Source organism: Lactobacillus intestinalis (assembly GCF_024397795.1).
GTDB lineage: Bacteria > Bacillota > Bacilli > Lactobacillales > Lactobacillaceae > Lactobacillus > Lactobacillus intestinalis.
The window spans coordinates 1402188-1426415 of the sequence record NZ_CP072983.1; the positions used below are offsets into that span (position 1 = coordinate 1402188).

A 24228-nucleotide genomic window follows, 5' to 3' on the forward strand; every position below is an offset into this window, starting at 1 on the left:
ATTATTCCTCGTTAGATATGAATTGATCATTTACAAATTCCTTATATTTAGGAATTTGATGTAATAGATCTGAATGCTTTCCAACTCCTAAAATTGTATGATTATCCATAAAGTAAATCTTATCTGCATTCACAATTGTCGATAATCGATGTGCAATCACAATCAAAGTCTTTTTCTCCGACAATTTGTCGATTGCCTTTAAAATTTCTGCTTCTGATTCCGGATCTAAATTTGAAGTAGCTTCATCAAAAATAATAAAAGGAGTATTCCTCAAATAAGCGCGCGCAATTTGAATTTTTTGTCGTTGTCCTCCAGATAACTTTTTACCATTTTCTCCAACTTCAAAATCCAATCCATTTGATAATTGACTAATAAACTTTTCCAATCTTGCCAGCTTGATCGCTTCAGCTAATTGCATTTGCGATGGATCATAGCCTAACCCCAAAGTTAAATTATCCTTGATAGTCCCTGAAAAGACGCTATTATCTTGGGTTACTACACTAAATAAAGAACGCCATGCCTTTAAAGAAAAAATTTGAGCATCAATTTTATTCCATAAAACTTCACCGTCAAAAGTATTTTGAAGTCTAGTCAAAATACTAGTTAAGGTAGTTTTTCCGGCTCCAGAAGGTCCCACTATAGCAATTTTTTTGGCTGGCTCAAATAAAACATTTACATCTTTTAGTACTTTGATAGGTGAATCAGTATAATTAAAAAATATATGTTTCATCTTTAAATCAGCCACATGAGGATGCTCAATATTTCTACCTTGAAGACGCTCCTCTTTTTCTTCCATAATCTTATTAATGACCTGGGAAGCACCTTTCGCCTCAGAATAGCTCACATAAAAATTAGCCAAATTATTAATAGGAGTAATAATTTCAAACACGTACATCATAAAGGACGCTAAAATTCCCATAGACAATGTGTGATGAGCTACACGTGAACTTCCGTAAAGAATAATTACCAAAAATGCTAAAAGGGTAAACGAGGTTTGAATAGGCCCTGTAATACTAAAAATCTTATCTACTTTCTTAGATAAGGAGTAAACTTTATCATTTTGCTTTTTAAAATTATTCTCTACTTCAGTTTGAGCATTATATAGTTTAATGATCTTAATATTTTGGATATTTTCAGTTATAACTTGAGATAATTTACTCAAATATTTTTGAATAGAGAAAGAATATTTTTCATTAACTTTCCCTAAAGGATAAGCAATAAGTGATACTAATGTAAACGAAATAATAATTACAAAAGTAAGACGAACGTCTAATATTAGTAAGATCAGTACGCTTCCACATAGAGTAACTATACTAATAATTGCACTGGGCAATTCATTTGTAGTAAATTCTTTGATAATCAAAGAATCATTGATCACTCGGCTTACTAATTCACCGCTTGAAACTTTTTCATAAAATGAAATTGGTAAATTTAATAATTTCTTTTCTAGTTTCGCCCTTATATTTCTTATCCTTTTATCTCCGGAATAACTAATTAAATAAGAGCTAACAGCATTAATGATAGATCCTCCAATTAATAAGAGTATTATTGGCAATAAAGTGGAAATTGAAAATTTGACTTTTGACCCTAGATCAATAAACTGCTGAACAAAAAGTGGCAAAATTAAATTAAATAAGCTTCCAATAACACTTAGCAGAATAGCTATTATTAATAATCTATCTACGGCGAATAAACTAATTTGATTTTCTTTCTTCATAATTAGGCGAATAGAATAGGTGGTAAATAGATATTTCTCATTTTATGTTTTCCATGTTTATTAAAACAGAACACACTAATTCTTTTACTTGTTAATAAAGCTTGAGAAGAAGTTCCATTCACATTCAATTTTTGTAAATTTAATATATTAGAATTTTCCATTTTTTCTTCCTCTAAAAAATATTCCAGCAAATTATTGTTACTCGAGTTCTTGAAGTTCTATGCTTTCTACGCTTTTTTACAAAATATTCTACAGTTGCTTGCGTAGGGTAAGCCTGCATATTTATAATTGAATTCATTTTCTCTTCCTTTTTCTAAAATTTAAACCAATCTGAAAAATCATGAAAGCAAATCAAACTATGTTTAACTTCATTGTTACCATCACTTTGCTTATGATGTTTCTTTTCCTCTCTTTGTTTTTGCAATCCTAAAATTGCGTTTATAATGTTTTCCATTTTCGATCTCCTTCTCATTTGACTTTATCTTGACGATTTCATATTATCACTGGCTTAACTTAATTTACGGAAATAACATAAATGGTTAAAAATCTAACAAATTTGTCGAATTCTAACTCAACTTTTATATCACTGATCAAAAAACAAGCAATGAACCTTCTAAAATAAAGAAGATTTATTGCTTGCTTCAACTACCTTTTCTTAAAATAATTATACCCAGCAAGGCCCGTCGTCAATAAACTCGCTAAAATCAAGAAATATGCCGATGAGCCAATTGAGACTGCATACATCAAAAATTGATTAGTTAATTCGCCAATTACACCATGATTTGATGAATTATTGGAAATCTTAAAGACAATATAAATCAAAAATGCAGTTTCAAGCAGCGACAAAATAAAGGCAAAGAATTGACTATTTTTCGTGTTTTTGAAAATATTGTAAATAATAAAAATTGGGAAAAGAACCAGTAGTAGCCAAAATACATACAAAATAATTGCTGACATAGAAGTATGACTAGAGGAAAGTAGACGATTTGCCAAATTGAGAATTACTTTGGAAAGAGAAAGTTTTTGAGTATAACTTACATCTGCCACAGCTGCTCCTGAACCTGTAAATAGCACAATTAAGCTGATTACAGAAGTTAAAACTACAGAAAGTTGAATGTAGCTAAATTTTGACTTGCTACGCTCTTTTACTTTTTCAACATGCCGATTAACGTGGGGATGGGTTTCAGTGAAATTCTTTCCCTTTTTTCTTACTTTATCCGTGTGCTCTTTAGCAGTATTGACCACATCTGAACCCATTTTATTAATCATTTCAGTTAGCCGTTTATCAGCTGTATATTGCTCAATTTTATCTGCTTTATCACAAACAATAAAGAGCCACACCATCAAAACTAAAAACGATGTCCAACCTAAGGCTCGTGAAAAGCTCATGATTACTAAAAGAACTACTCCTAGTAAGAAAACAATTGTCGCATTACTTCTCACCCAAGCAATCATCTTTTGAATAGTCGTATTTTGTTTTTTCGGTCGAAATTCTTCGCGATATTGTGCACGTTTAGGCTGAGATGAGACACTCTTTTTTTCAGAGTCATCTTCAAAAAAGGTATCACGATACTTTTTTAAATTAAAACCACACTTTGGGCAAATATCATCATCTTTGGTAACGGATTGGCCACAATTTGGACATGTAGTCATAGTAATCCTCCCTTCTCAAAATCAATTTACCTAAATTATATCATTTTCATTCTTAAGGTGTTAGAAGCCATATTTCCCCTTCTCAGCCTTTTTTATTTTAGAAATAAAATTATCGTTTTCACATCTCTTGTCCTCATTATGCGCCACTTTTTATTATTTAAGCAAAAAAATAGAGCAGGTCTCAGACCTACTCTATTAATTTATTTTATTTAGTCATCGAATGCTTGTGTTTTCCTAACTTAAATCCGGAAAATCCTTCATAAGTCAATTTCACACCAGCTGACATTGTAATTGGCATGATAAATACTAAAATAATCAAACCAACAATAACTGTCAATGCAACTTCAATTAAAGTTGGAATACCTGATGGGATAAGAGCAGCAAAAGTACCACCTAAAATAACCGCTGCAGAAATTACTACTGTACCGATAATACCACAAGCCTTAAGGATTCTAGCACTTGGGCTAGTCAGACCCTCAGTTTCCAGCTCACGATATCTCGTCATAAGGAAGATACTATAGTCTACACCTAAAGCAATCAACATAATAAAGCTGAAGAATGGTGTGTTCCAAGTAAGAAGATCTCTTCCAAGAACAAGCTTAACAATCCATTGATTGATTGAAAGTGAGCAGAGGTATGCAATAAGCAAAGTACCCAAGATATATACAGGTTGAAGTAATGAACGAGTTACGAACATTAAGGCAATACCAATACCAATCAACATAATTGCAGCAGTTCTGATAAAGTCACCACTTGCAACATTCTTGGTATCTTCGATCTTAGAACTTTGTCCACCCATTGCAACCGTAGCATTCTTGAGTTTAGTACCTTGTAATGACTTCTTAGCCATTGCACTAAGTTCTTGTGAACGAGCCGTAGCTTCAGGAGCACTTGGGTTTGAATTGAAGACAACAATTAACATTGCTGACTTCTTATTTGGACTCAAGTAAACATCAATTGACTTTTGGAACATTGCGTTATTAATGAATTCCTTAGGGATGTAGAACGTATCTGCTGCAGCAGATGAGCCGAGACCTCTTAAGTAAGCTTCTCCTTGACCTAAACCACTGTTAACACGATCAATTCCTGAGGTAAGTTGTGGCGTACTGTCAGCTAAACGTCCTGCACCTCTACTCAATTGACTTGCACCGCTGTTAAGTTGACCGATACCGTTACTCAACTGCTCAGCACCACTTGCACCTTGTGCAAGACCTGAGTTTAGTTGACCGGCACCTGAACTTAAACTGCCAAGACCGCTGTAAAGTTGACCTGCGCCTGAGTTTAAACGACTTGCACCTGAGCTCAAACTACCAAGGCCGTTGTAAAGTTGACCTGCGCCTGAGTTTAGACGATTTGCACCTGAACTTAAACTGCCAAGCCCTGTATTAAGTGTACCGATACCTGAATTTAATTGAGCAGCGCCTGAGTTCAAACGACTTGCACCTAAACTCAAACTACCCAGACCGTTGTAAAGCTGACCTGCGCCTGAGTTCAATGAAGCAACTCCACTGTTCAAACGGTTTGCACCAGCAACACCTTGAGTCACAGCACCTTGAACTTGTGATAAACCAGAATTCAATTGGTTAAGGGCAGTTACTGCACCTGGAATTGCTTGATTAGAAGCAGCAGCTAAAGCATTAACTTGTGTCTTCAAAGCTTGAATTTGATTCAAAGTATTACTTTGTTGCATTGCTTGCATAGAACTTTGAAGTCCTTGAGCTGCAGAATTTGCTTCAGCAAGAGTACTTTGAAGTTCACCACTTGAAGATGAACCACTATTACCACTAAGAGCTTGTTTTACTGCCGAGCTTGCTGCACTAGCACCAGCTTGAGCAGCAGCGGCCTTTTCTTCATCAGTTGCTTTAGAGTTACTCAAAGCTCCTTCAACAGCTTTTTGAACAGCGCCAGAAATTGCACTTTCAGCAGCAGAAGCATTAGTGTTAGAAGAACTACCAGCACTACCGGCTAAGCTTTGCAACTTACTTAAACTACTTTGAAGTCTAGCAGCATCCCTTTGAACACTTGCTAAACCATTAGTAGTTGCACTTGTATCAACTGCACCATTTAAAGCAGTATTCAAAGCTTGAATACCATTATTAATTTGTGGAAGTGCAGATTGTAATTGTGCAAGTTGAGCACGATTTGAGCCATTCAATTGGGTTGACAATTGATTATTTAATTGATTCAAGCCATTTACTAATTCTTGCGTACCATTTTGTAAACTTTGGGTACCATTTCTTAAATTACCAGCACCATTTTGCAAACGGGCAGCTCCGCTTTGAAGGCTACTTGCACCGTTTTGAAGAGCTAAAGTACCACTAGCTAATCTACCAGCACCAGCTTGAAGACGACCAACACCGCTCACAAGAGAACTAGTACCATTCTGTAAGCTGCTTGCTCCACTTTGTAAACGATCAGCTCCGTTTTGCAAGCTTTGAGTACCATTTTGCAAAGTACCAGCTCCGTTTTGTAAACGATCTGCTCCACTTTGTAGACGGCTTGCACCATTTTGCAAACGAGTAGTTCCGCTTCTAAGTTGGTCTGCTCCACTTTGTAGACGACCGGTACCATTTTCTAATTGTTCGGCCCCACTTTGCAGACGGCTTGCACCATTACTTAATTTCTGGCTACCCTTACTCAATTTACCAAGTCCAGAACGAGCTTGGTCAACACCTTCATTTACAGTGCCCAATTGATTATTTACATAAAGTTGATCAATTGGTTCACCATAAGGTTGAGTTACAGAAGTCACAAATGAAACATCCTTTGAAGCTTGAAGCTGTTTAGTCAGTTGATCAATCAACTTCAAATTAGCTTCATTATCTAAACGATGGTCACTCTTAATATATAAGTATGAAGGTTCAGCCATCCCTTTAGAGAAGTGTTTTTGTACTACTAAAAGGCCGGCCTTCGCTGGTACATTATCCGCAATTTCATCAGTATCATCATAATTTAGTTGACCATGATACATCAACATAAACGGAATAGTTACCACAGCTAAAACTACCAAATAGATGACCGGATATTTCAAAGTTTCAGCTGAAATCCCATGCCAAAGTTTATTTTCGCTTTCACCAGTAAATTCTTTAACCGGCCAAAACATATTTTTACCAAGAACAGCCATAAAGAATGGATTTAAAGTCAAGAGAACAACTAATAAAGTTGCAACCCCAACAGCAACTCCGACTGCTGATTGATAAATAGAGAATTTAGCTAAACTTAATGCTGTAAATCCAATTAAAATTGATGAACCTGAGTAAAGAATGGTTTTACCGGCATTGCGGAGGGAATCCCTAAGTGCCTCATATTTATCCATTCCTTTACCCAGATCTTCTTTAAATTTATCATACAGCAAAATGTTATAGTCGGTACCAATCCCAAACAATACGATAACCATAAACACTTGTGTAAAGTTAGAAAATGGGAAATTCGCATGTTCTACCAAATTGGTAACGATTGAGAAAGATGTTAAGAATGACACACCAACCGTTAACAATGAAATTAATGGCACAATTGGTGATCTGAACACAATAATAAGTACGATAAAGATAAATACTACTGTGATAGCTTCTGTCTTCTTAATACCTTCTTGAATTGAAGTTGAGAATGCATTTTGTAAAATATCTGCACCTGTTACGTAGGTACGAACTCCCTGCGTTTTAACAGCTTTAGTGATTTGATCTTCTACTTCACCGATTCGACCATGCTTTTTAGAAATATTAAGTTGCATTACCCAAGTAGTGCCATCTTTTGATTGCAACTTCTTTCGTGTAGCAATGTTAGAATCAGGAGCTAAAACGTCCGTAATTCCATATTTCTTTTTATGGTTTTCTAAATAACTGACAGTATTATTAATCGCAGCTTTGTCAGCATCGTTTAATTTGCCATGTTCCTTATTGAAAACAACCGCAACTTCATAGGTATTCTTTTTCTTCTTTCCCCATTGATTTTGGATTGTTTGTGCAACTTCGCTTTGAACATTGCTTGGTAATGAAATCGTTGAATGTTCACTAGTCAATTGACTAACATTTGGCAAAGCGAAGACGGAAATTAGCAAAATTAAAATCCATGCAATTAATGAAAACACATGGTTTTTCAGAAATTTCTGCAATTTTCCTTTCCCCCTATTATTCCTGCAAAACGGCAATTGGTTGTACTAGTCGCAATATCATTTCATGATAATTACGATTGGCCTCATCTTCACTTTCATCAGGAAATGATGATGATTTATCCAAAAAGACATAGCCAAGTACTGCGCCGATTAAGGCATGAGCTGAAATAGTGCTAGTTGTTTTAAGATTTAATTTTTCACCTAATTGAATAATGTTGAGAATCTCTCTATTAATAGCATCATCTTCAGAATATTCATTCAAGTGATATAAAATACTTGATAAAGCCGGATCCTTTAATACAAAGTCACGTGTCACATCTGCGAATTTGAGGAGAGCCTCTTTACCTGAAACCCCCATCAAATTTTCAATTAATTTTTGATGTAAAACTTTAATTCGACTCGCACCAACTAGAGATATTAATTGCTTACGATTGGATACGTAATGGTAAAGAGACTGGGATCTCACGCCTAATTCTTTAGCAAGAGCTGGCAGAGTAGTCTCAGTTAACCCTTTATCTCGAATCAACTGAATAGCTTTATCAATTATTTTATTTAAATCTAAACTTCTCTTTTGCGTCATTTCCACCCCTCCTTGTCACGCATAGTAAATAATATATCACTACACAATGAAGATTACAATCTACAAACTGTAAATAACTAAAAAAGTAGAAGATTTCTCTTCTACTTTTTCTTTGCCGTAAATGACGCATTTATTGCTTTACCTAATTCATTAAACTTCTTATTATTGCTACTCCATACGCTCATGCAATATGAATGACCTTGGGTTTGAACAATCGCAACAGCTGAATGATCATCCCCAATTGCATAAACTCCACCATTTATTCCTTTAACAAAGTTTGGTTTAGAATTCAAAGCTTGCAAAAGCAAACTAGCATGTTTCTGATTTAAGATTCGTCCCTGATAAATTCCAGCCATTGTTTTTACTAAATCATGGGCTGTAGTCTTTCCATAGGGAGCTTTACTAAAGTTAGCAGACATTGTAGTCTGATCGGCACCTAGTTTTTTGATAATGGCATCGATTTTATCATGACCAACTTTACGAATCAAAGCATTGGCGGCAGTCTTATTACCGCGCATCATTGCCTGTCTTAAAAACGAAATCCCATAAGACATATTAGTCTTGAGCGCTTTTTCACCATTAACGCGATCAGATTTCTTAATTTTAATTACAGTCTTAGATGTTAATTTACCCTGTTGCTCTTGTTCATAAATTGCTAAAAGCAGGTATAATTTCATGGTGTCATCCACATTATGTGCCACCTTAGTATTAGCCACTCGGCAAAACTTAGCTGAATTATTTAAATCTTGAACTGCAACTTGATAACTATAATCTTTACCCATAATCTGCTTAATCTTTTGAGCAAGCTTCTTTTGACTACCTGATGCAACTTTCACATGGTTAGCGTACTCAATAGTTTTGATTTTAGGTTCTTTTATTTTAGGTTTAGGCTCTTTTACTTTCTTCTTCGGACTAGTTTTACTAGTTTTAGGCTCAATTATATTAATGCTAGCATTCTTGACCCTTTTTAAATTAGCAAAATAAAGTGAAAAAGAAATAATTGTTGCAATCAAAGAGACGATAAATACTTTATTCTTCATTGATTTTTTCCTTAAAAGAAGTGATGTTTACGCATTAAAACTACTAACCAGACCATCAGAACAATCATTAATACAGTAATGATTACCCAATCAAACGGGCTATGAATCACAGGAAGGTCCACATTCATTCCATAAAAACCTGTCAAGATCGTTGGAATAGTCAACACCAAAGACCAGACAGTTAAGAATTTCATCGTGTCATTTAGGTTATTGTTCATCATATTATTAGAAGTCGCCGACAAAGTTTTCGTTACTTGTTGCGAAATCTGAATCATTTCAGCCGCCTGATTAGATTCAATCAATACGTCATCTAGCCGTTCATGGGCCGTTTTAGTAAATGACAATTTTGAATGATCTAAACTATGAAGCATCATTAGATCAGTTTGAATGGAACTAGATAAATAAACCAAACTCTTTTCAATGTTGGACAATTCAACTAAATCCTTATTATCAATATCATCAGATAATTTTTGATCTAAGCTATTTCTTTCTACATCCAGCTGAGTGACTGCTCTTTGGAAATATTGAGAAGCGTAAAGCAAAAATATCATCAAGAGCTCAGTCACATCTTTAGCTTCAGATAAACGCTCACGCATGGGTTCATCATTAAATTCATCAAAGACATAACTAGTTGATTCAGTATGGAAAGTAAAAACATTTTCTCCCACAACTAAGAAAGTAATTGGATGAGCCGTAAAATGCTTAATTGTATTAGTTGGCCAAATAGGAACATCATACACCAATAAATGACTGTGGGTGTGAACATCGTAGTCATAGTGAGGACGTTCATGCCGGTCGGAGATATACGAAATGATATCTGGAGTGAAATTGAATTCATCTTGCAACCGATCACTGTCTTGCTCACTTAAATTACTGATATCGTACCATTTGTACTTTGTGTCAACGGGAAAATTCTGTTGTCTAATCATCTAGTCTCACCTGCTTTAATATTACTCATCTAATCGTAACATTCATTTTTCAACTTTACTATCTTATCATGATCCGATCTAAAATAATCAAAAAACAGGCCAATCGGCCTGTTTTTCATCTAAATTGTTATTCAGTTTTATTGCTTCCAAGCAGCATCAAATTTAGATTTACCAGTGTTAATTGCATTGTTAACATTTTGATCCTTTTGTGCTGCAGAAAGAATATTTTGCATAATGCTGTTTAATTGAGTGTAAGCAGCATTTGAATTCTTTTCAACTGGAACACTGTATAAGTTCTTCATTGTAGAATCAAGCTTAGCAGGAAGTTTAGTACTCTTGTTAGCCTTGTATTCCTTTGAAGTAATTACATTGTTATTTACTGGAATATAACCAGTAGCATTAGCCCACTTAAGTTGACTTGACTTAGATACTAAGAACTTCATGTACTTGAAGGCAGCTGCTTTTTGATCAGCTGAAGCATGCTTAAACATGTAAATATCAGTACCTTGTTGCATAGTGTATTTACCTGGACGTGCAGCCACATCGTAAGTAAACTTGTTACCTACACCTTGCTTAACAAAGCCTTCACCTGCAGAAGTACCAATAAACATTGCTACCTTTTGGTTAGCAAATGGGCCAGATAAGTAGTGTTCGGAACCGGCAACTCTGAAGTAGCCCTTCTTTATACCATCAGCATAGTAATTAATAACTTTCTTTGAAGTTGAACCATTGAAGTTAATGTTCTTAGTGAAGTTTACGCCATCATCTTTCATCCCTAAAACATAGTAGTTAGAAAGAGAATCGAAGCCTGCACCTACAACCTTATGATTACTCTTCTTGTAGATAGTTTCTGAAGCGGACTTCAATTCTTCCATAGTAGTTGGAACCTTCTTGATACCGTACTTCTTAAACATATCTTTATTGTAAGTTAAAGTTTCAATTGATTTATTAAATGGAATACCATATTGGGTTCCCTTAATCTTGGCACCATCTAATAACTCAGTTCTAATGTTTGAAGCCTTAGCGCTTCCCCAACCCACGTTCTTATTGTTAATGTATGGGGTTAAGTTTACAAGCATGTTATTTTGCGCTGCATTCCAAAGCCACCCTGGGTAAGCTTGAGTAATAGTAGGTAAATTATTTGGTGATTGCAAAGTTGAATTGATTTTGGCTTGCAAATCATTGTATGCACCCTGATTTTCAAGCTTAACAGTGATCTTAGGATTTTCTTTTTCGAATTCCTTAGTCAACTTTTGCAAAGTAGATTGTTGAACCCCAACCATACCATGCCAGAAAACAACAGTAGTCTTTTTAGTAATCTTTGATGGAATCTTCTCAGAACTCGATGAAGATTTGCTGCCACCATTTGAACATGCAGCAGTCCCAATCAAAGCTAAACCAGCAACAGCCGCCATAGCAAGTTTCTTACTAAACTTCATTTGGATAAATCCTCCCAAAAATAAAACTAAATAACAAATTTTTTGATTCACTAAAGCACGATAGTTTGACCGCGCTTAGGTAAAATCCGTTCTCCATATGGGTTTTCTTCCAGCTCCGGATGCAATGTGTGCACTGGGATTAAAATTGCTGGTTCAACCTCAGAAATAATCTCTTTGAGCTCTTCTTCATCTGCGTGTCCAGAGCAACGCAAAGCTTCAAACTCAATCTTCTTCTGCGCAAACTTTTCTACAAATGGCTTGTAGGCCGGATCAAAATCTCCCAGCGGTTCCGCATTAGAGTGGATATATAAGCCACCCTCTTTGAGATCATCATAATTTTTGACTGCTTGCCAAAGGTATTCATGATCATCATCTAGAAGTTTCTGATAGGAAACTTCCAGCTCCGGATTTAAATCATTAAATCTTTTCTCCTCTGGCAAGTAATAGTAAGGATAATTCTGATCTAAACTGTCTTTTAAAAGGTGGGCTCTTTTTGCATGCAGCACAACCTTTCTTGGCGAATCAGAAATAATTCTAAGCAATCGTTCCACATTAGTTGGATAAGTATTAAATGTAATTTGGCGCTTAGGATTTTCTTTTTCTAGTTTAACAATTTGCTCAGTAAGCTCAACTTCATTCTTTGGTCCAGTAAATTCCTCACTGTTGTCGTCATGCTTTTCTTCAGGCCAAGAAACACCAGTACCTTCAATAATGAACATATCGCAATGCTTAGCAGCCTTTAAAAAATCATGTACCCAATCTGGATGGTAACCATGTAAACGGATATCCCCCGTATAAGCGATCGTTTTATCAGGAGTTTTAACAATTAAGCCGGTGGCACCATAAGCATCATGATCACTTGGCCACACTTCCATAGTAATATCGCCTACTTGAATTGGCTTCTTATATTCAGCTGCAATTATTTCCCGGGTATAACCTTTGTCATGCCCTGCAGCAGGTAATAAAAAGTCGCCATCTTCATTTAAAGCCGGCAATAATTGAGCAGTAATTTTACCAGTATAAAGTGGAATTTCTGGCGCCAAAAGATTAAGTGCCTTACTATGATCTAAATGCAAATGGGAGATGTAAGCAGCAGCATGCTTCCAACGATCTTTATCAATTTCTTTACCGGTAATTTTAGGATCATAGAAATTTGGTACCTCCCCAATCAATTGATACTTAATCAAAGTTTCAAAATCTTCATCTTCCATACTTAGTTTAAGTTCAGGACGATAAACTTCTCCTAAATCAAACAAAATATGAGAATCATTATAAGCAACTTCAATCATTGGTCCACCAATAGTGGTTAAACCATTATAAAAGGTTACTGTAGTTTTATCCTTTAAGGTCATTACGTACTACCCCTCTAATTATTTGCTTTCTAAAAATAAAGTATAGAATCAAGATCGGTAAAACAGTTAAAGTTGCCGCAGCGAGTTGCAATTGTGTTTCGCTTCCTGAGTCGGAAGTAAATGCAGTTAATCCATTGTTAAGCAGACGCATACTGTCTTCATTAGTGACAAGAAGTGGCCACAGGAATGAATTCCATCCAGAAATAAAACTCAAAAGTCCTACGGTAAAAAGACCACCTTTTGACATTGGAACCAAAATTCTCCAAATATATTCCCAATCACTAGCGCCATCAATCATTGATGCTTTATAAATTGTTTTGGAAATTGATCCAAAGTAACTTTGTAAGTAGTACATATAAAATACAGAAGTTAAAAATGGTAATACCAAACCAATATAAGTATTCAACAATCCCATTTGAGCGATTGTGCTGTAATTAGTAAAAATAATTGCCTCTCCGGGCACCATTAACAGTGAAAGTAAGATAATTTGAATAAAATGCTTACCTTTAAAGTGCAAGTTAACCATCGCAAAAGCACCTAGTAAGGCGTTAAACAAACTAACAATTGTCGTTACACTTGCCGTTATAAAGGTGTTTAAGAAGTAACGTCCAAAAGGTGCTTGAGAAAATACCTTTGCATAGTTGCTCCATTGTGGATTTTTAGGCCAAAGAGTTGGTGGAATAGTAGTTGTTTCTTGAAAACTCATTAATCCACCTAAAATCATATAAATAAATGGGAAAACCGTAATGATTGCAAAAATCGCTAAAATCACATAAGCAACAACTACACCCCAGCGAATTTTTTTCATCCCTTACCGTCCTCCAATCTTTTTCATCATTTTACGTTGTAAAAAAGTTACAAACATAATGATAATGAATAAAACTACTGTCGCAGCCATGGCTACACCTGGAGTACCTACAATTTGGAATTTATTATAAATATAGAACACTGCGGTTGTAGCTGAATTGCCGACTCCTGCTTGTCCATTGAACAGAGCATATACAGAAGTATAAACTTTGAAAGCAGCAATAATATTCATTGTCAACAAAAAGGCAATTGTTGGTACTAATTGAGGCATCGTAATTCGCCAAAACTTTTCAGTTCCAGAGGCCCCATACATATCAGCAATTGTGTAATAATTTGGATCAATATTTCTCAAAGCTCCCATCAAAATAACAATATTGAAAGCTAATGAAGTCCAAATTCCGAAGATAATAATGGTAGTAACAGACATTGCGGGATCATCAATCCAATTAGGTGCTGGCAAATGAAGAGCACGCAAAATAAAGTTAAGCATCCCATAATCACCGTTAAAGATATAACGGAAGACAATACCAATCGCAATAGTGGAAGTTACATAAGGCATAAAGAAAGTAGTTTCAAAAAACGACTTATTCTTTACCTTACTGAAGATTAGCCAAGCAAGCATGATTGAAATTGCTAATGCTACTGGAACCGAAATTAATGCATAAAGAATAGTATTTCTAATTGCTAACCAAAATTCCGGATCATGAAAAATGTATTGATAATTGCTAAAACCGGTCCAATTTAAGTTGATTAATGAGCCACTTTGGAAACTCATTACAAATGCTCGTAAAATTGGATAAATACTAAAGAAAGTTACAAAAATAATGGTTGGTGCTAAATATAGCCATGCCTTTTTTTGATTCTGCTTCATTAGTAAACCCTCTCTCCTTCCGGAGTAAAGATAAACACCCTGTCTAATCGCATTTCCAACTTAATATCATCTCCAGCTTTAATAGGAGTTTCAAGATCTACTAAAGATCGAGCCTGAACCCCATCATGAGTAAATTTCAAAATTCTTTCTCTACCAATTAATTCAACGTCATCAATATGAGCAGAGACATTTCCGTCGTCACTTGGCAAAATATTTTCAGGACGAACTGACAAAATATAGTCTCCATCTGTCAATTGACGCTTAAAGCGAGCTTGTTGTAAATCATTCACATTTAATTCAAAATCAGACCCAATAAGTTTGCCATCTTGCATTTTTACTTTAAAGTTATCAATCACTGGATTACCAACAAAGTTAGCAACAAAGTAATTGTTTGGTTCTAAGTAGAAGTTTTGACCTAAATCGTCTTGTTGAATTACACCCTCATTGAAGAGAATAATTTTATCTCCAATTGATAGCGCCTCTTCTTGATCGTGCGTAACAAATAAGGTGGTAATTCCAACTTCTTTAACTAAAGAACGAATTTCTTCACGAATCTTCAAACGCAAGCGTGCGTCCAAATTACTCAAAGGTTCATCCATGAGCAAGATTTTAGGTTCTTGAACTAAGGCTCTGGCAATTGCGACACGCTGTTGCTGTCCTCCGGATAGTTGACCTGGCTTTTGATTAGCAAAATCAGAAATTTGAGTTAATTCCATATACTTTTCTGCAATTTCCTTAGCCTTATCTTTAGGCATTTTTTGTTTACCGACAGTCAAAGGGAACATTACATTTTGCAAAACTGTCATATGTGGATATAAAGCATAGTTTTGGAAAACATATCCGATTTGACGATCTTTTGATGCAGTATTAACAACAGACTTGCCATCAAATAAAATATCTCCACTTGTTGGATTAAGAAGACCAGCCAAAATATTTAAAATAGTTGTTTTTCCACATCCAGAAGGGCCGAGCAAACATACCAAATCACCTTTTTTAACGTGAAAGCTAACGTTCTTGATAGCTTGGTGACCGTTGTCGTACACCTTTTTCAGATTCTTTACTTCAACAAACTTGTTATCATTCATAAATTCATACACCACTACATCTTGTTATTGTTACAGAATTTCTTTATCAATTTTAAGCTAAATATATCAAAATCACAAATAAAATCCGCAAAAAAATTCGTAATTTCTTTAATTAGTTTGAAAAATAATTGATTTTTTGTTCAAAAAGTTCTATAATACACAAACTTTATTTTGTAAAAATCAATTTAAATTCGGATTTACAATATATTGTATGTCATGATCTACATAAATAAAAAAGACTACTGCTATTCAGTAGTCTTTTTTGCAATTCTGATTTCTATTTAAAGTCAAAATCCGAACTATTATAAATTGTCACCACGTTCAAATTGATATTTAGATGAATTTAAGGCTTGACGAACTAAATCACTTATTAAAGTCTTTGTTTTCTTAGTGATTTCATTTGCAGTTACTTCATTAGCGGAAGTTAAAAAGCTAGTTAACATATCTCCCTGCTTATCTTTTGCTTCTTTATCAATTTCTGAAACTCGACCTACGCCGTAGCTTTGGCATTCATCACGATAAGTATTAATTTGATAAATATATTGATGGTAGCGTGGCTCTACCAACACTTGTAAAGTCTTATATAGCCAATATGCACTCTGATCAGGATCCACTGTATGGTCGGCAACTTGATAATTGGCTGGAGTGTTTTCAATATTAGTGTAGAAAGGAACATATGGAGAATAAGCATAGAATCCCATATTAATCCATTGAACCCCAGCTAATTCTTTTGGCACATCATTTCTAATTTGTAAAATACTTGATTCTTGGTTTCTATCAAGGGCAATCGAACGAAACATCTTTTGCTTCTTTTCATCCCCAGAAGAATAAGTATCCATTGGATCATATTCAGTGCCGTTATAGTGGCTTGTCAAAAACTTTTCTACATCTTCAACACCAATTTTCTTTTCCGGAACGCGAGTAAATGGCATTTCTTGACTAGTTGGATCTTGCTCAATGCTTGGATTAAACAATTTTTGACCATACCAAGTTCTTGGAGTGTTGTAAAATGCATCTGCTTCATCTTTAGTACCAAAAATATCACGGAAATTAAAAGTGCCATCTTGAGATGGGTTTAGATGATTTTCTTCAACAAAATCACGAATTGTACTTGCATACATAAAGTTGTCAGAATCATCAAAGTCCACATTTTGGATCACCATAATATTTGGACAAATTGCGTATGAATCATCCGGAACACGAGCGGCAACCCATTGGTGACCTGCACCAGTTTCTAAATACCAAACTTCTTCATTATCAGAAAAAGCAATCCCGTTACTTTCGCCAGTACCGTATTTTTCAATTAATTGACCTAAACGCTTAACTCCTTCGCGAGCAGTTTTTATAAATGGCAAAACTAAATAAACCATGGAATCTTCATTAATTCCATCTTTGACGAGTGGATCATGACCTAAACAGCGAGCATTAGTAGCCTCAGTTTCAGTGGCAGACATAGCGACGTTATATTCGTTAATTCCTTGTTCGTCCCAACGTCCTTCACTTTCATCCGCAGTTGGAGTACCAGTCCATCTGCAGCCATCTCCTTCAAGATGCATTTTAAAGCCATTATATTTAGAAACATATTCTTCATCATAATGGCGAGCTTTATTTACTACAAAAAGCTTTTCATTAATGCCACCATAACCATCTTCATCACGGGCAATCATGGTTGAACCATCTAAAGTAGCATCCTTACCCACGAGCATTGCAGTACAGTTGTCTTTTTTCATAATTTGTACTTCCTTTACTGAAATAACTTTCTTCTTATAGGTATTTTACTACTGTTTGACGATCATCTGACGATCAATTTTCGCGCGACCATCATTATAGTTATAAACAAACCCCGGTTGAACGTTGAACAGATAAACATTAAAGTCCAAGCTACCATCTGTAGAAATTGCTTGTAAATTAATTCCCCGAGCCATTAATTCGTTTCCTCTAAAGATAGGAGTTGCTTGATAAATTACGCGTTTATTTTCTCTTAAAGCACGGCGTACCTTACTTTCAAAGATTGTTTGAATCTTTTGATTGGAATAAGCTGACTGCGTAAACAAATTCTTAGGATTATTTTGATCACCAGATTGGTTGTTAGGATTGTAATTACCATCTTGATCGATTCCCGCTGAGATTGAATAAGCAATCAAGTGACCACGATTATAAATTTGAGTGCCATTACGATGGTTATAATGCCATCCTGTTGGCTGGACAAACTGTCTTACCCTTAAGCTATCATTGGCGACATTTCGCTTTTCTAGAAAAGCAGTATTTGAATGCGATGTTCTATTTAAACTATCTAAATTAGAATAGATTACCTTATTAACCTTCCATGCATTTTTGATTAAAGTGGACTTATTATGATTCACATCAATATATGCGCGATCCCCACTCTTAAAATCAAGTTTAGCTAATTGATCGTAATCTGTTTTAGATAAGCCACCATAATAAGTATTTGCACTCTTAGCATTATTAACTGTATTAGATGGATTCATGGAAAACAGGTTGTTTAAATTAAAATTTCCATCTTTTGAAAATATTCCCCAAGCAATAATGATAATTGCCCCAATAACAGTATACAAAGTTCCTTGCTTCTTTTGCTTTTTACGTGCCATAAAAAATCTCCTTTTTGGGATATTTTTTCAGTGTAGTACATGTATTATTTCATTACAACATAAAAATAAAAGTAGCGAGTAAAATCGCTACTTTCACTTAACTTCGTGCCCAATCATCAAGCATACTCAAGAAGAAACTTTCTGACAAACGCTTTATTCGACTCCCATTTTTGATCAATTCACGCGCTTTATTCAAATCCTCGTTATCTCGTCTAAAGAAATCATGATCTCCCATAATCAAATAATTAGTTGCCCTGTCTACGCTATCCTGATTTTGACCGTTCATGTTATAGATCATATTATGAGCTTCATCAACATCCATATGAATATGACCCGAGAAAACAATATTCTTATTTCGAATTGGATTATGCATTCCTAATTGTTGGGGTGTTAATTTTTCATTAACTAAATCAACATTTTTAATTTGCTCTCGCATTTTTTCAAGCAAATCTTCAGTAAAGTGTTCTCTAAAATCATCATAAACTTTCTTAGTATCAATTGAATCATCTAGTCCGCGGTGTTGTTCAACTTGAGCAATTCCTGCCCGCTGCATACAATCGATCAACCGATTATGACGTTCTTTGGGATAATAAGTTCGCGCAAAACGAAAGACATCAACATAATCATTACTTAATTGCTTTAAATGTAGCTTTTCCACTGCATCATAAATAAAGTTCAAATCAAAATTCACATTATAACCAACAATGATATCATCACCGATGAAATTGCGAAATTCAGACATAGCTTCTTTAATTGGAACACCTTCTGTCATAATTTTTTCTTCGGTAATACCATTGAGTTCAGTAATAAACTTAGGTACTCGATTAGATTTGGGATAAATCGTCAGATTACTATATTTATCTACAATCTGATTATTGCGAACTTTTATCGCTCCCAGTTCAGTAATCCGGTCTTTATACGGTCTTAGACCTGTAGTTTCAATATCTAAAAGAGTATAGTCATCCAGAAATTTAGGAATTTCTTTTCCTTTTTTGCGTAGCTTATCCTGCGCACCAGACACGTAAAGGACGCCATCTTTTACAAAAATACTCATTAAGTTCCAATTCTCCTATTCAGTAAGTTGTTTTAGCAAATTATGCACATCTGAATTCAACACTGCACTTTTTTTCTGAATATTATCAGGTAGGTCCTCTTTCTTTAGATCCGCTGTGATATAGTGCCAATTTGGAAATTGATCGACTAAACTAATCATAGGATCAAGAAGTTGGGGGCTAGTTTCATCTACCCCTAATTCCAAAACTACCACCTTTTTATCTTCATTAGCTGTTAAGAACCAACGCAAGCGAGCATTCGCATCAGTATCTGGGAAAAAATGTGCATTCAATGGCATATGGATTTCCATCTCACTATTACAAATTTCACATTTTGGGACCAAACTTTCTAAATCTGCTCCAGTTTCTTTAGCTTTAATAAAGTTCTTCACTACTTCAATATCGCTCTTTTGACCATGATTGACACCGCTAGAACATTGCATAGTTGTCCAATCTCCAAACACATCAAAGATTCGATTTGGATTAAAGCCACTATTTTCAAAATAACGCGCAAAAGTACTCGTAGCAATAAAGTATTGCTTATCATCCAAGAGCTTCTTCAAATTTCCCACATTTTCACTTGGAACATAATTGAGCGTATATTGATTAATTAATTCACTCCAAAAAGCCCATTGCTCGCCCCAAGAATCAAATTTCTTATCTAATGCATCCCCAATCGTATGGACATCATATTTTTCAGCAATTTCGCCAAAATTATTGTCAAAATTTTCTTCACTTAAAATATCTAGACCCTCTTCTTGAGCAAAACCATTTCCTGCAGTAACAATTATCGCATCCGCATCAGATAACCATTTTTTTGCTTGCTCTACTTCTGTCATTGTTTATCTCTTTTCTTTTGAATAACCAACAAAATGTAATTTACCTTTATTATATTCGCCTAAAAACACGTCACTAATACTATTATAGCCAGCTTTTTCAACTTCTTCTTCAAGCCAAGATTCATTTTTATGAATCAGTTCTAACACATCAATATTAGCTTGCCCATCACTAATAATTGGAAAGCGAATATTTGCCTCATCGTTTTCAATGACAGTTAGCTGACCATTTTGTTCAAAAATACAATTCTTGATTTTAGCTACAGAATAAATTCCTCGACTACGCAATTTAAACATCAATTGATTAGCCGAAATTCCTGCCCGCATGCAATTATTAACCAAAACTTCCCCATTTTTAATTACCTGAACTGGCTTTCCGTCCACAATATTTCGAATCCAGCTATTATGCTCACGGCCAAATTTTAATAAAAAGACAACGAGTGTCCAAACAATTAATACAAGTAAAAATTGCAAAACCTTAATACTAGGATTATAGATAATACCACCAATAATCCCACCCAAAACGTAATTTTGTAATTGATCTAAAGCTGTCGTAGGAGCAAGATTACTTTTTCCAAAAAGATTAATTTGGAAAATCAAGGTTAACATCCCTAGAGCAAATTTGATAAATAATTCAGTATAGTCTAATTGCATTTTATTTCCTCACATCAACTTTATGATCAATCACATGGGCCCGATTTAATGTATAAGTATTATTATCAGCATTAAGATTCAACTGATAATCAATATTTTTAGAATCAATTCTTACTATCATTCCATTTTGCAAGCTAGTGGAATTTACTAATACATCATTTTCCGCCACATTATTGTCTCGAGCAACTGATTTAATAAATGGAATAATTTGCGTAGCTTGTGACTTTTGCGAATTAATTTGAGTATATTTCTCATATTGGCTTCCTGCAAAAAGCAATAGAAACAATAAGGCGATTATCCCTAAATCACGATATCGAGTTGCAAAACGATCTTTTAAATATAAAAAAGTAAAAATGATCATCGCTCCTGCCGCAATCAGCATCAACACATATAATATGGTTCTGTCACTATTTTGATTATTTTGAATATAGTTAATTGTATAAAAAGTCATAATTCTATCTTGTTAGTGGTGTTTCATCTCGTTTATTATCTAATTTCACATGTTCTGTCACAATAGCAGTCAAAGTTTTGGCCAATAAAAGCATATTTTCAACTGTCACATATTCATAGCGCCCATGAAAGTTGGCCCCTCCATTAAATAAATTCGGGGTTGGGATTCCTTTTTGCGTAATAAAATTACCATCTGTTCCGCCACGAAAAGGTACGTGGTTAATTGGTAAATTCATCTTTTGATAAGCATGGTGGACTAAATTCACCACATAGGGATGCTTTTTAATGGTATCACCAGGTGAAATATATTGATCATACATTTTTAAACTAACTCGGCCTTCGCCATATTTTTGATTCAAAGATTTTACTGTATTCTCAATCAATTTTTTATGCTTTAAAAACGAATCCGTATCAAAATCACGAATAATTAAATCAATTTCTGCATGATCAACATTTCCATCATTGCGTAAAATTAAGATAAACCCTTGATAGTCACGACTTTCTTCAGGAACAAAATTAGTTGGCAATTGATTGATGAATTCATTAGCAATCAGAGTCGCATTTACCATTAAATGATAAGCTTCTCCGGGATGCACTACTGTGCCCTTGATTTTAATCTTAGCAGCTGCCGCATTAAAAGTTTCATAAGCAATATCGCCTGGATTTCCATTATCTAAAGTATAAGAAAATTCTACTGGAAAACGGCTAACATCAAATCTTTTAGCTCCTTGACCAATTTCTTCATCTGGACCAAAAGCAAGCCAAATATCACCATGCTTAATTTCAGGATTATCTTTTAAATATTTTGCCATTCCAAGCAAGCCCGCAATTCCTGCTTTATCATCGGCCCCTAGTAATGTATTACCTGAAGCAGTGATCAAAGTTTGTCCGATTACTTTTTTCAAAGAAGGAAATTCTGTGGCAGATAAAGTATACCCATGACCTAATACAATATCTTGACCATCGTAATTTTCAAAAATCTGTGGTTGAATATTGTCCGCATTAAAATCCGCAGTATCAACATGCGCTACAAAACCAATTGGGGCAAGCTCCTCCTTAATATTGGCAGCAATTTTACCAACCGTGTAAGCATCCTTTTCAGAATATGAAACTTCTACTAAGCCTAACTTTTTCAATTCAGAAACTAACTCTTTGAGTAACTTTACTTGACCCTTTGTAGTTGGTATTGCATTGCTATTTTCATCAGAGCGAGTATTCATCTTTGCATACTGGATAAACTTATTCTTTATATAATCAAAATCATAATCTACCATGTTCAGTCCTTCTTTCTTATTTTGAAATTATTTTAGCACAGAAAAAAAGCTACTGACCAAATACTCAGTAGCTAGAAAATCAAAAACTAATTTTTAATTTCTTTCAGACCTTCACGACGTCTTCCCATATTGAACCATGGTGAAACTGTAAATGCCAAAACATCATTAATTACATAAATAAGTGAGTTTATAGCCATCGCTAAGGTAGCATCACCTTCGGCATAAGTTACGCCCCAAAGAATTAATTGAAAAATACCACTAGCTGTCCACCAGAAGTATTGGTTGTTGTAACGCATAAAGCACATAATACCAGCAGTAAGAGAAATAGCAAAACTAATAGCATCAATCCATGGACGAGGATCATTAGTAAACTTACCAATCAAGTAACCACTAACTGCATAAACTGCTAAAGTACCAACGATAGCAATAACCCATTCTTTAGCTCCAAATTTTCGCAAGTGGTTCTTAGTATCATCATTCCATGACTTTACTGAAAGAATAACTGGCAAATCAAGAGTAGCAATATAAGCAATTTGTTCAAAAATTGATAAGTAGTTCTTAGCTTCAAGTCCTGCATAAATAAAACAAGCTGCAGAAATCAACCCAAGCCAACCATTGATTGCTTTAGTAGCGTTAATTGCGAGCACGCATAAAGTACCAAGTAAAGTACCAATAAAAGTGATAATAGTGACTGGTGTCATCTTTTGTTGAATTAAAAGTGCAAGTTGAAAGCCAAAAGCAAAAAACCAAAGCATGTAGTTTTGTACAGGCCAGCCTTTTAATTGATTAAAAAGCCAGACAAAATAATTCTCGTTGTTATCAGTATGCATAAAGTCTCCCCATTCCATTCTATGCTTCCGAACACTATATATTGTGTTTGAAGCGAACTTTTTTCTTAAAAACGACATTATCTAGTATAGTAGCCTGATTTTTTAAATACAAGAATTGACTTTTATTTTTATTTTGCTATGCAAAAAAAGAGCAGCTTTCGCCACCCTTTTTTAGAAAAAATATTAATGTTGTGATGCACTGGTTGTTGTATCAGGCTTTTCTTCTTTCTTTTCTTCTTCAGCTTCAGCTTTTGTCGAAGCACCAGTTTTTGCGTCTGGATCTGAATTGCGACGGTAAGTTGCACCAGTTGTTGCATCTGGATCTACGACTAATTTTTGACCAGTAGTCTCGCAGAAATATTTAACAAGTGGATATAAATCTTGAACCCATTCATAAATACCAGCGTAATTGCCCTTATCATCTTCAACACGCTTGTAATAATGCAAAACCAATTCTTTTAAATTACCTGTGGGAACTGGCATGTAGACATCATCATGACCATCTTGCTTGGTACGAAGCGCATGAACCACTTTTTTAGCTTCAGGAATCACATCTCCCACATTAGGGTGAACTGCACCCATAGTATCCCCAACTTGGTCAGGAGTACGTTTAGCCTTCATCTTATAATTAGGATTGGTTGGACGATTGTACCATAAAAATTGATTGTTATCATCAACAAAAGTTAATTCCCCAATAGTACTGCGAAGCATCCAGTTAAGTTGATCCACTGTCATTAACCCTGCATCTAGTTTTACATAGTCGCTACCTTCAGCTGCATGAACTTTTTTAGCTGCTTTTTCAAGCCAATCTGGATCATTTTTGTCAATTCCCTCAATTGTAGTACCAGCTTCGGACTTTCCTTCTGCCTTGAAATCTTCTTTCATATATTCATCGGGATTCATATCTTTAAGCCACTTAGGTTCTGCCATAATTAAAAC

At 34.9% G+C, this 24228-nt stretch carries 22 protein-coding genes; all 22 read right to left on the reverse strand.

The window, feature by feature from the left end; genetic code table 11:
* Window position 1 precedes the first annotated feature (1 nt).
* Window positions 2–1717 (reverse strand): ABC transporter ATP-binding protein, encoded by a 1716-nt coding sequence (locus KBW87_RS06680; protein ID WP_057811700.1) that lies wholly within the window; start codon window positions 1715–1717, stop codon window positions 2–4.
* 172 nt (window positions 1718–1889) lie between these two features.
* Window positions 1890–2015 carry a hypothetical protein gene (locus KBW87_RS06685; protein WP_255807066.1) on the reverse strand — a complete coding sequence of 42 codons (126 nt, stop codon included), beginning with the start codon at window positions 2013–2015 and terminating at the stop codon, window positions 1890–1892.
* 15 nt (window positions 2016–2030) lie between these two features.
* Window positions 2031–2171, reverse strand: coding sequence for a hypothetical protein (locus KBW87_RS06690; RefSeq protein ID WP_157055174.1), 141 nt, complete (start codon window positions 2169–2171; stop codon window positions 2031–2033).
* 191 nt (window positions 2172–2362) lie between these two features.
* Window positions 2363–3370 carry a zinc ribbon domain-containing protein gene (locus tag KBW87_RS06695; RefSeq protein WP_057811698.1) on the reverse strand — a complete coding sequence of 336 codons (1008 nt, stop codon included), beginning with the start codon at window positions 3368–3370 and terminating at the stop codon, window positions 2363–2365.
* A gap of 205 nt (window positions 3371–3575) precedes the next feature.
* Entirely contained in the window at window positions 3576–7481 is a 3906-nt protein-coding gene (locus tag KBW87_RS06700) for an MMPL family transporter (RefSeq protein WP_057811696.1), read from the reverse strand.
* Between the two features lie 16 nt (window positions 7482–7497).
* Window positions 7498–8061, reverse strand: coding sequence for a TetR/AcrR family transcriptional regulator (locus KBW87_RS06705; protein ID WP_057811694.1), 564 nt, complete (start codon window positions 8059–8061; stop codon window positions 7498–7500).
* 101 nt (window positions 8062–8162) lie between these two features.
* Window positions 8163–9101, reverse strand: coding sequence for a serine hydrolase (locus KBW87_RS06710; protein WP_057811692.1), 939 nt, complete (start codon window positions 9099–9101; stop codon window positions 8163–8165).
* 11 nt (window positions 9102–9112) lie between these two features.
* On the reverse strand, window positions 9113–10030 hold the full coding sequence (locus KBW87_RS06715) for a magnesium transporter CorA family protein (RefSeq protein WP_057811690.1): 918 nt from the start codon (window positions 10028–10030) through the stop codon (window positions 9113–9115).
* Window positions 10031–10167: 137 nt separating this feature from the next.
* Entirely contained in the window at window positions 10168–11469 is a 1302-nt protein-coding gene (locus KBW87_RS06720) for an extracellular solute-binding protein (protein WP_057811688.1), read from the reverse strand.
* A 50-nt stretch (window positions 11470–11519) separates the two neighbouring features.
* Window positions 11520–12821, reverse strand: a complete 1302-nt coding sequence (locus tag KBW87_RS06725; RefSeq protein WP_057811686.1) for an MBL fold metallo-hydrolase — start codon at window positions 12819–12821, stop codon at window positions 11520–11522.
* A complete protein-coding gene (locus KBW87_RS06730; RefSeq protein ID WP_004040575.1) occupies window positions 12805–13629 on the reverse strand; it encodes a carbohydrate ABC transporter permease in 825 nt (274 codons plus the stop codon). The genes KBW87_RS06725 and KBW87_RS06730 overlap by 17 nt, the downstream gene beginning before the upstream one ends.
* A 3-nt stretch (window positions 13630–13632) precedes the next feature.
* Entirely contained in the window at window positions 13633–14499 is an 867-nt protein-coding gene (locus KBW87_RS06735; protein WP_057811683.1) for a carbohydrate ABC transporter permease, read from the reverse strand.
* On the reverse strand, window positions 14499–15584 hold the full coding sequence (locus KBW87_RS06740; protein WP_057811681.1) for an ABC transporter ATP-binding protein: 1086 nt from the start codon (window positions 15582–15584) through the stop codon (window positions 14499–14501). Before KBW87_RS06740 ends, KBW87_RS06735 begins: the two co-directional genes overlap by 1 nt.
* A 302-nt stretch (window positions 15585–15886) precedes the next feature.
* Window positions 15887–17314, reverse strand: a complete 1428-nt coding sequence (locus KBW87_RS06745) for a C69 family dipeptidase (protein ID WP_057811679.1) — start codon at window positions 17312–17314, stop codon at window positions 15887–15889.
* A gap of 48 nt (window positions 17315–17362) precedes the next feature.
* Window positions 17363–18193: a DNA/RNA non-specific endonuclease gene (locus KBW87_RS06750; protein WP_057811677.1), complete on the reverse strand. Its 831-nt coding sequence runs from the start codon at window positions 18191–18193 to the stop codon at window positions 17363–17365.
* A gap of 97 nt (window positions 18194–18290) precedes the next feature.
* A complete protein-coding gene (locus KBW87_RS06755; RefSeq protein ID WP_057811675.1) occupies window positions 18291–19247 on the reverse strand; it encodes an exonuclease domain-containing protein in 957 nt (318 codons plus the stop codon).
* A 15-nt stretch (window positions 19248–19262) separates the two neighbouring features.
* Complete coding sequence (locus KBW87_RS06760; RefSeq protein ID WP_057811672.1) at window positions 19263–20084, reverse strand: SIR2 family NAD-dependent protein deacylase; 822 nt, start codon at window positions 20082–20084, stop codon at window positions 19263–19265.
* Window positions 20085–20087: 3 nt separating this feature from the next.
* Window positions 20088–20735, reverse strand: a complete 648-nt coding sequence (locus KBW87_RS06765; protein WP_057811671.1) for a DUF421 domain-containing protein — start codon at window positions 20733–20735, stop codon at window positions 20088–20090.
* Between the two features lies 1 nt (window position 20736).
* Complete coding sequence (locus KBW87_RS06770) at window positions 20737–21186, reverse strand: DUF3290 domain-containing protein (protein WP_057811669.1); 450 nt, start codon at window positions 21184–21186, stop codon at window positions 20737–20739.
* A gap of 4 nt (window positions 21187–21190) precedes the next feature.
* The gene (pepT, locus tag KBW87_RS06775) at window positions 21191–22459 is read right to left on the reverse strand and encodes a peptidase T (RefSeq protein ID WP_057811667.1); all 1269 of its coding nucleotides are present in this window, start codon (window positions 22457–22459) and stop codon (window positions 21191–21193) included.
* 86 nt (window positions 22460–22545) lie between these two features.
* Window positions 22546–23289, reverse strand: a complete 744-nt coding sequence (gene pnuC, locus KBW87_RS06780; protein ID WP_157055176.1) for a nicotinamide riboside transporter PnuC — start codon at window positions 23287–23289, stop codon at window positions 22546–22548.
* 183 nt (window positions 23290–23472) lie between these two features.
* Complete coding sequence (locus KBW87_RS06785) at window positions 23473–24219, reverse strand: PAS domain-containing protein (RefSeq protein WP_057811663.1); 747 nt, start codon at window positions 24217–24219, stop codon at window positions 23473–23475.
* Between the last annotated feature and the right edge of the window lie 9 nt (window positions 24220–24228).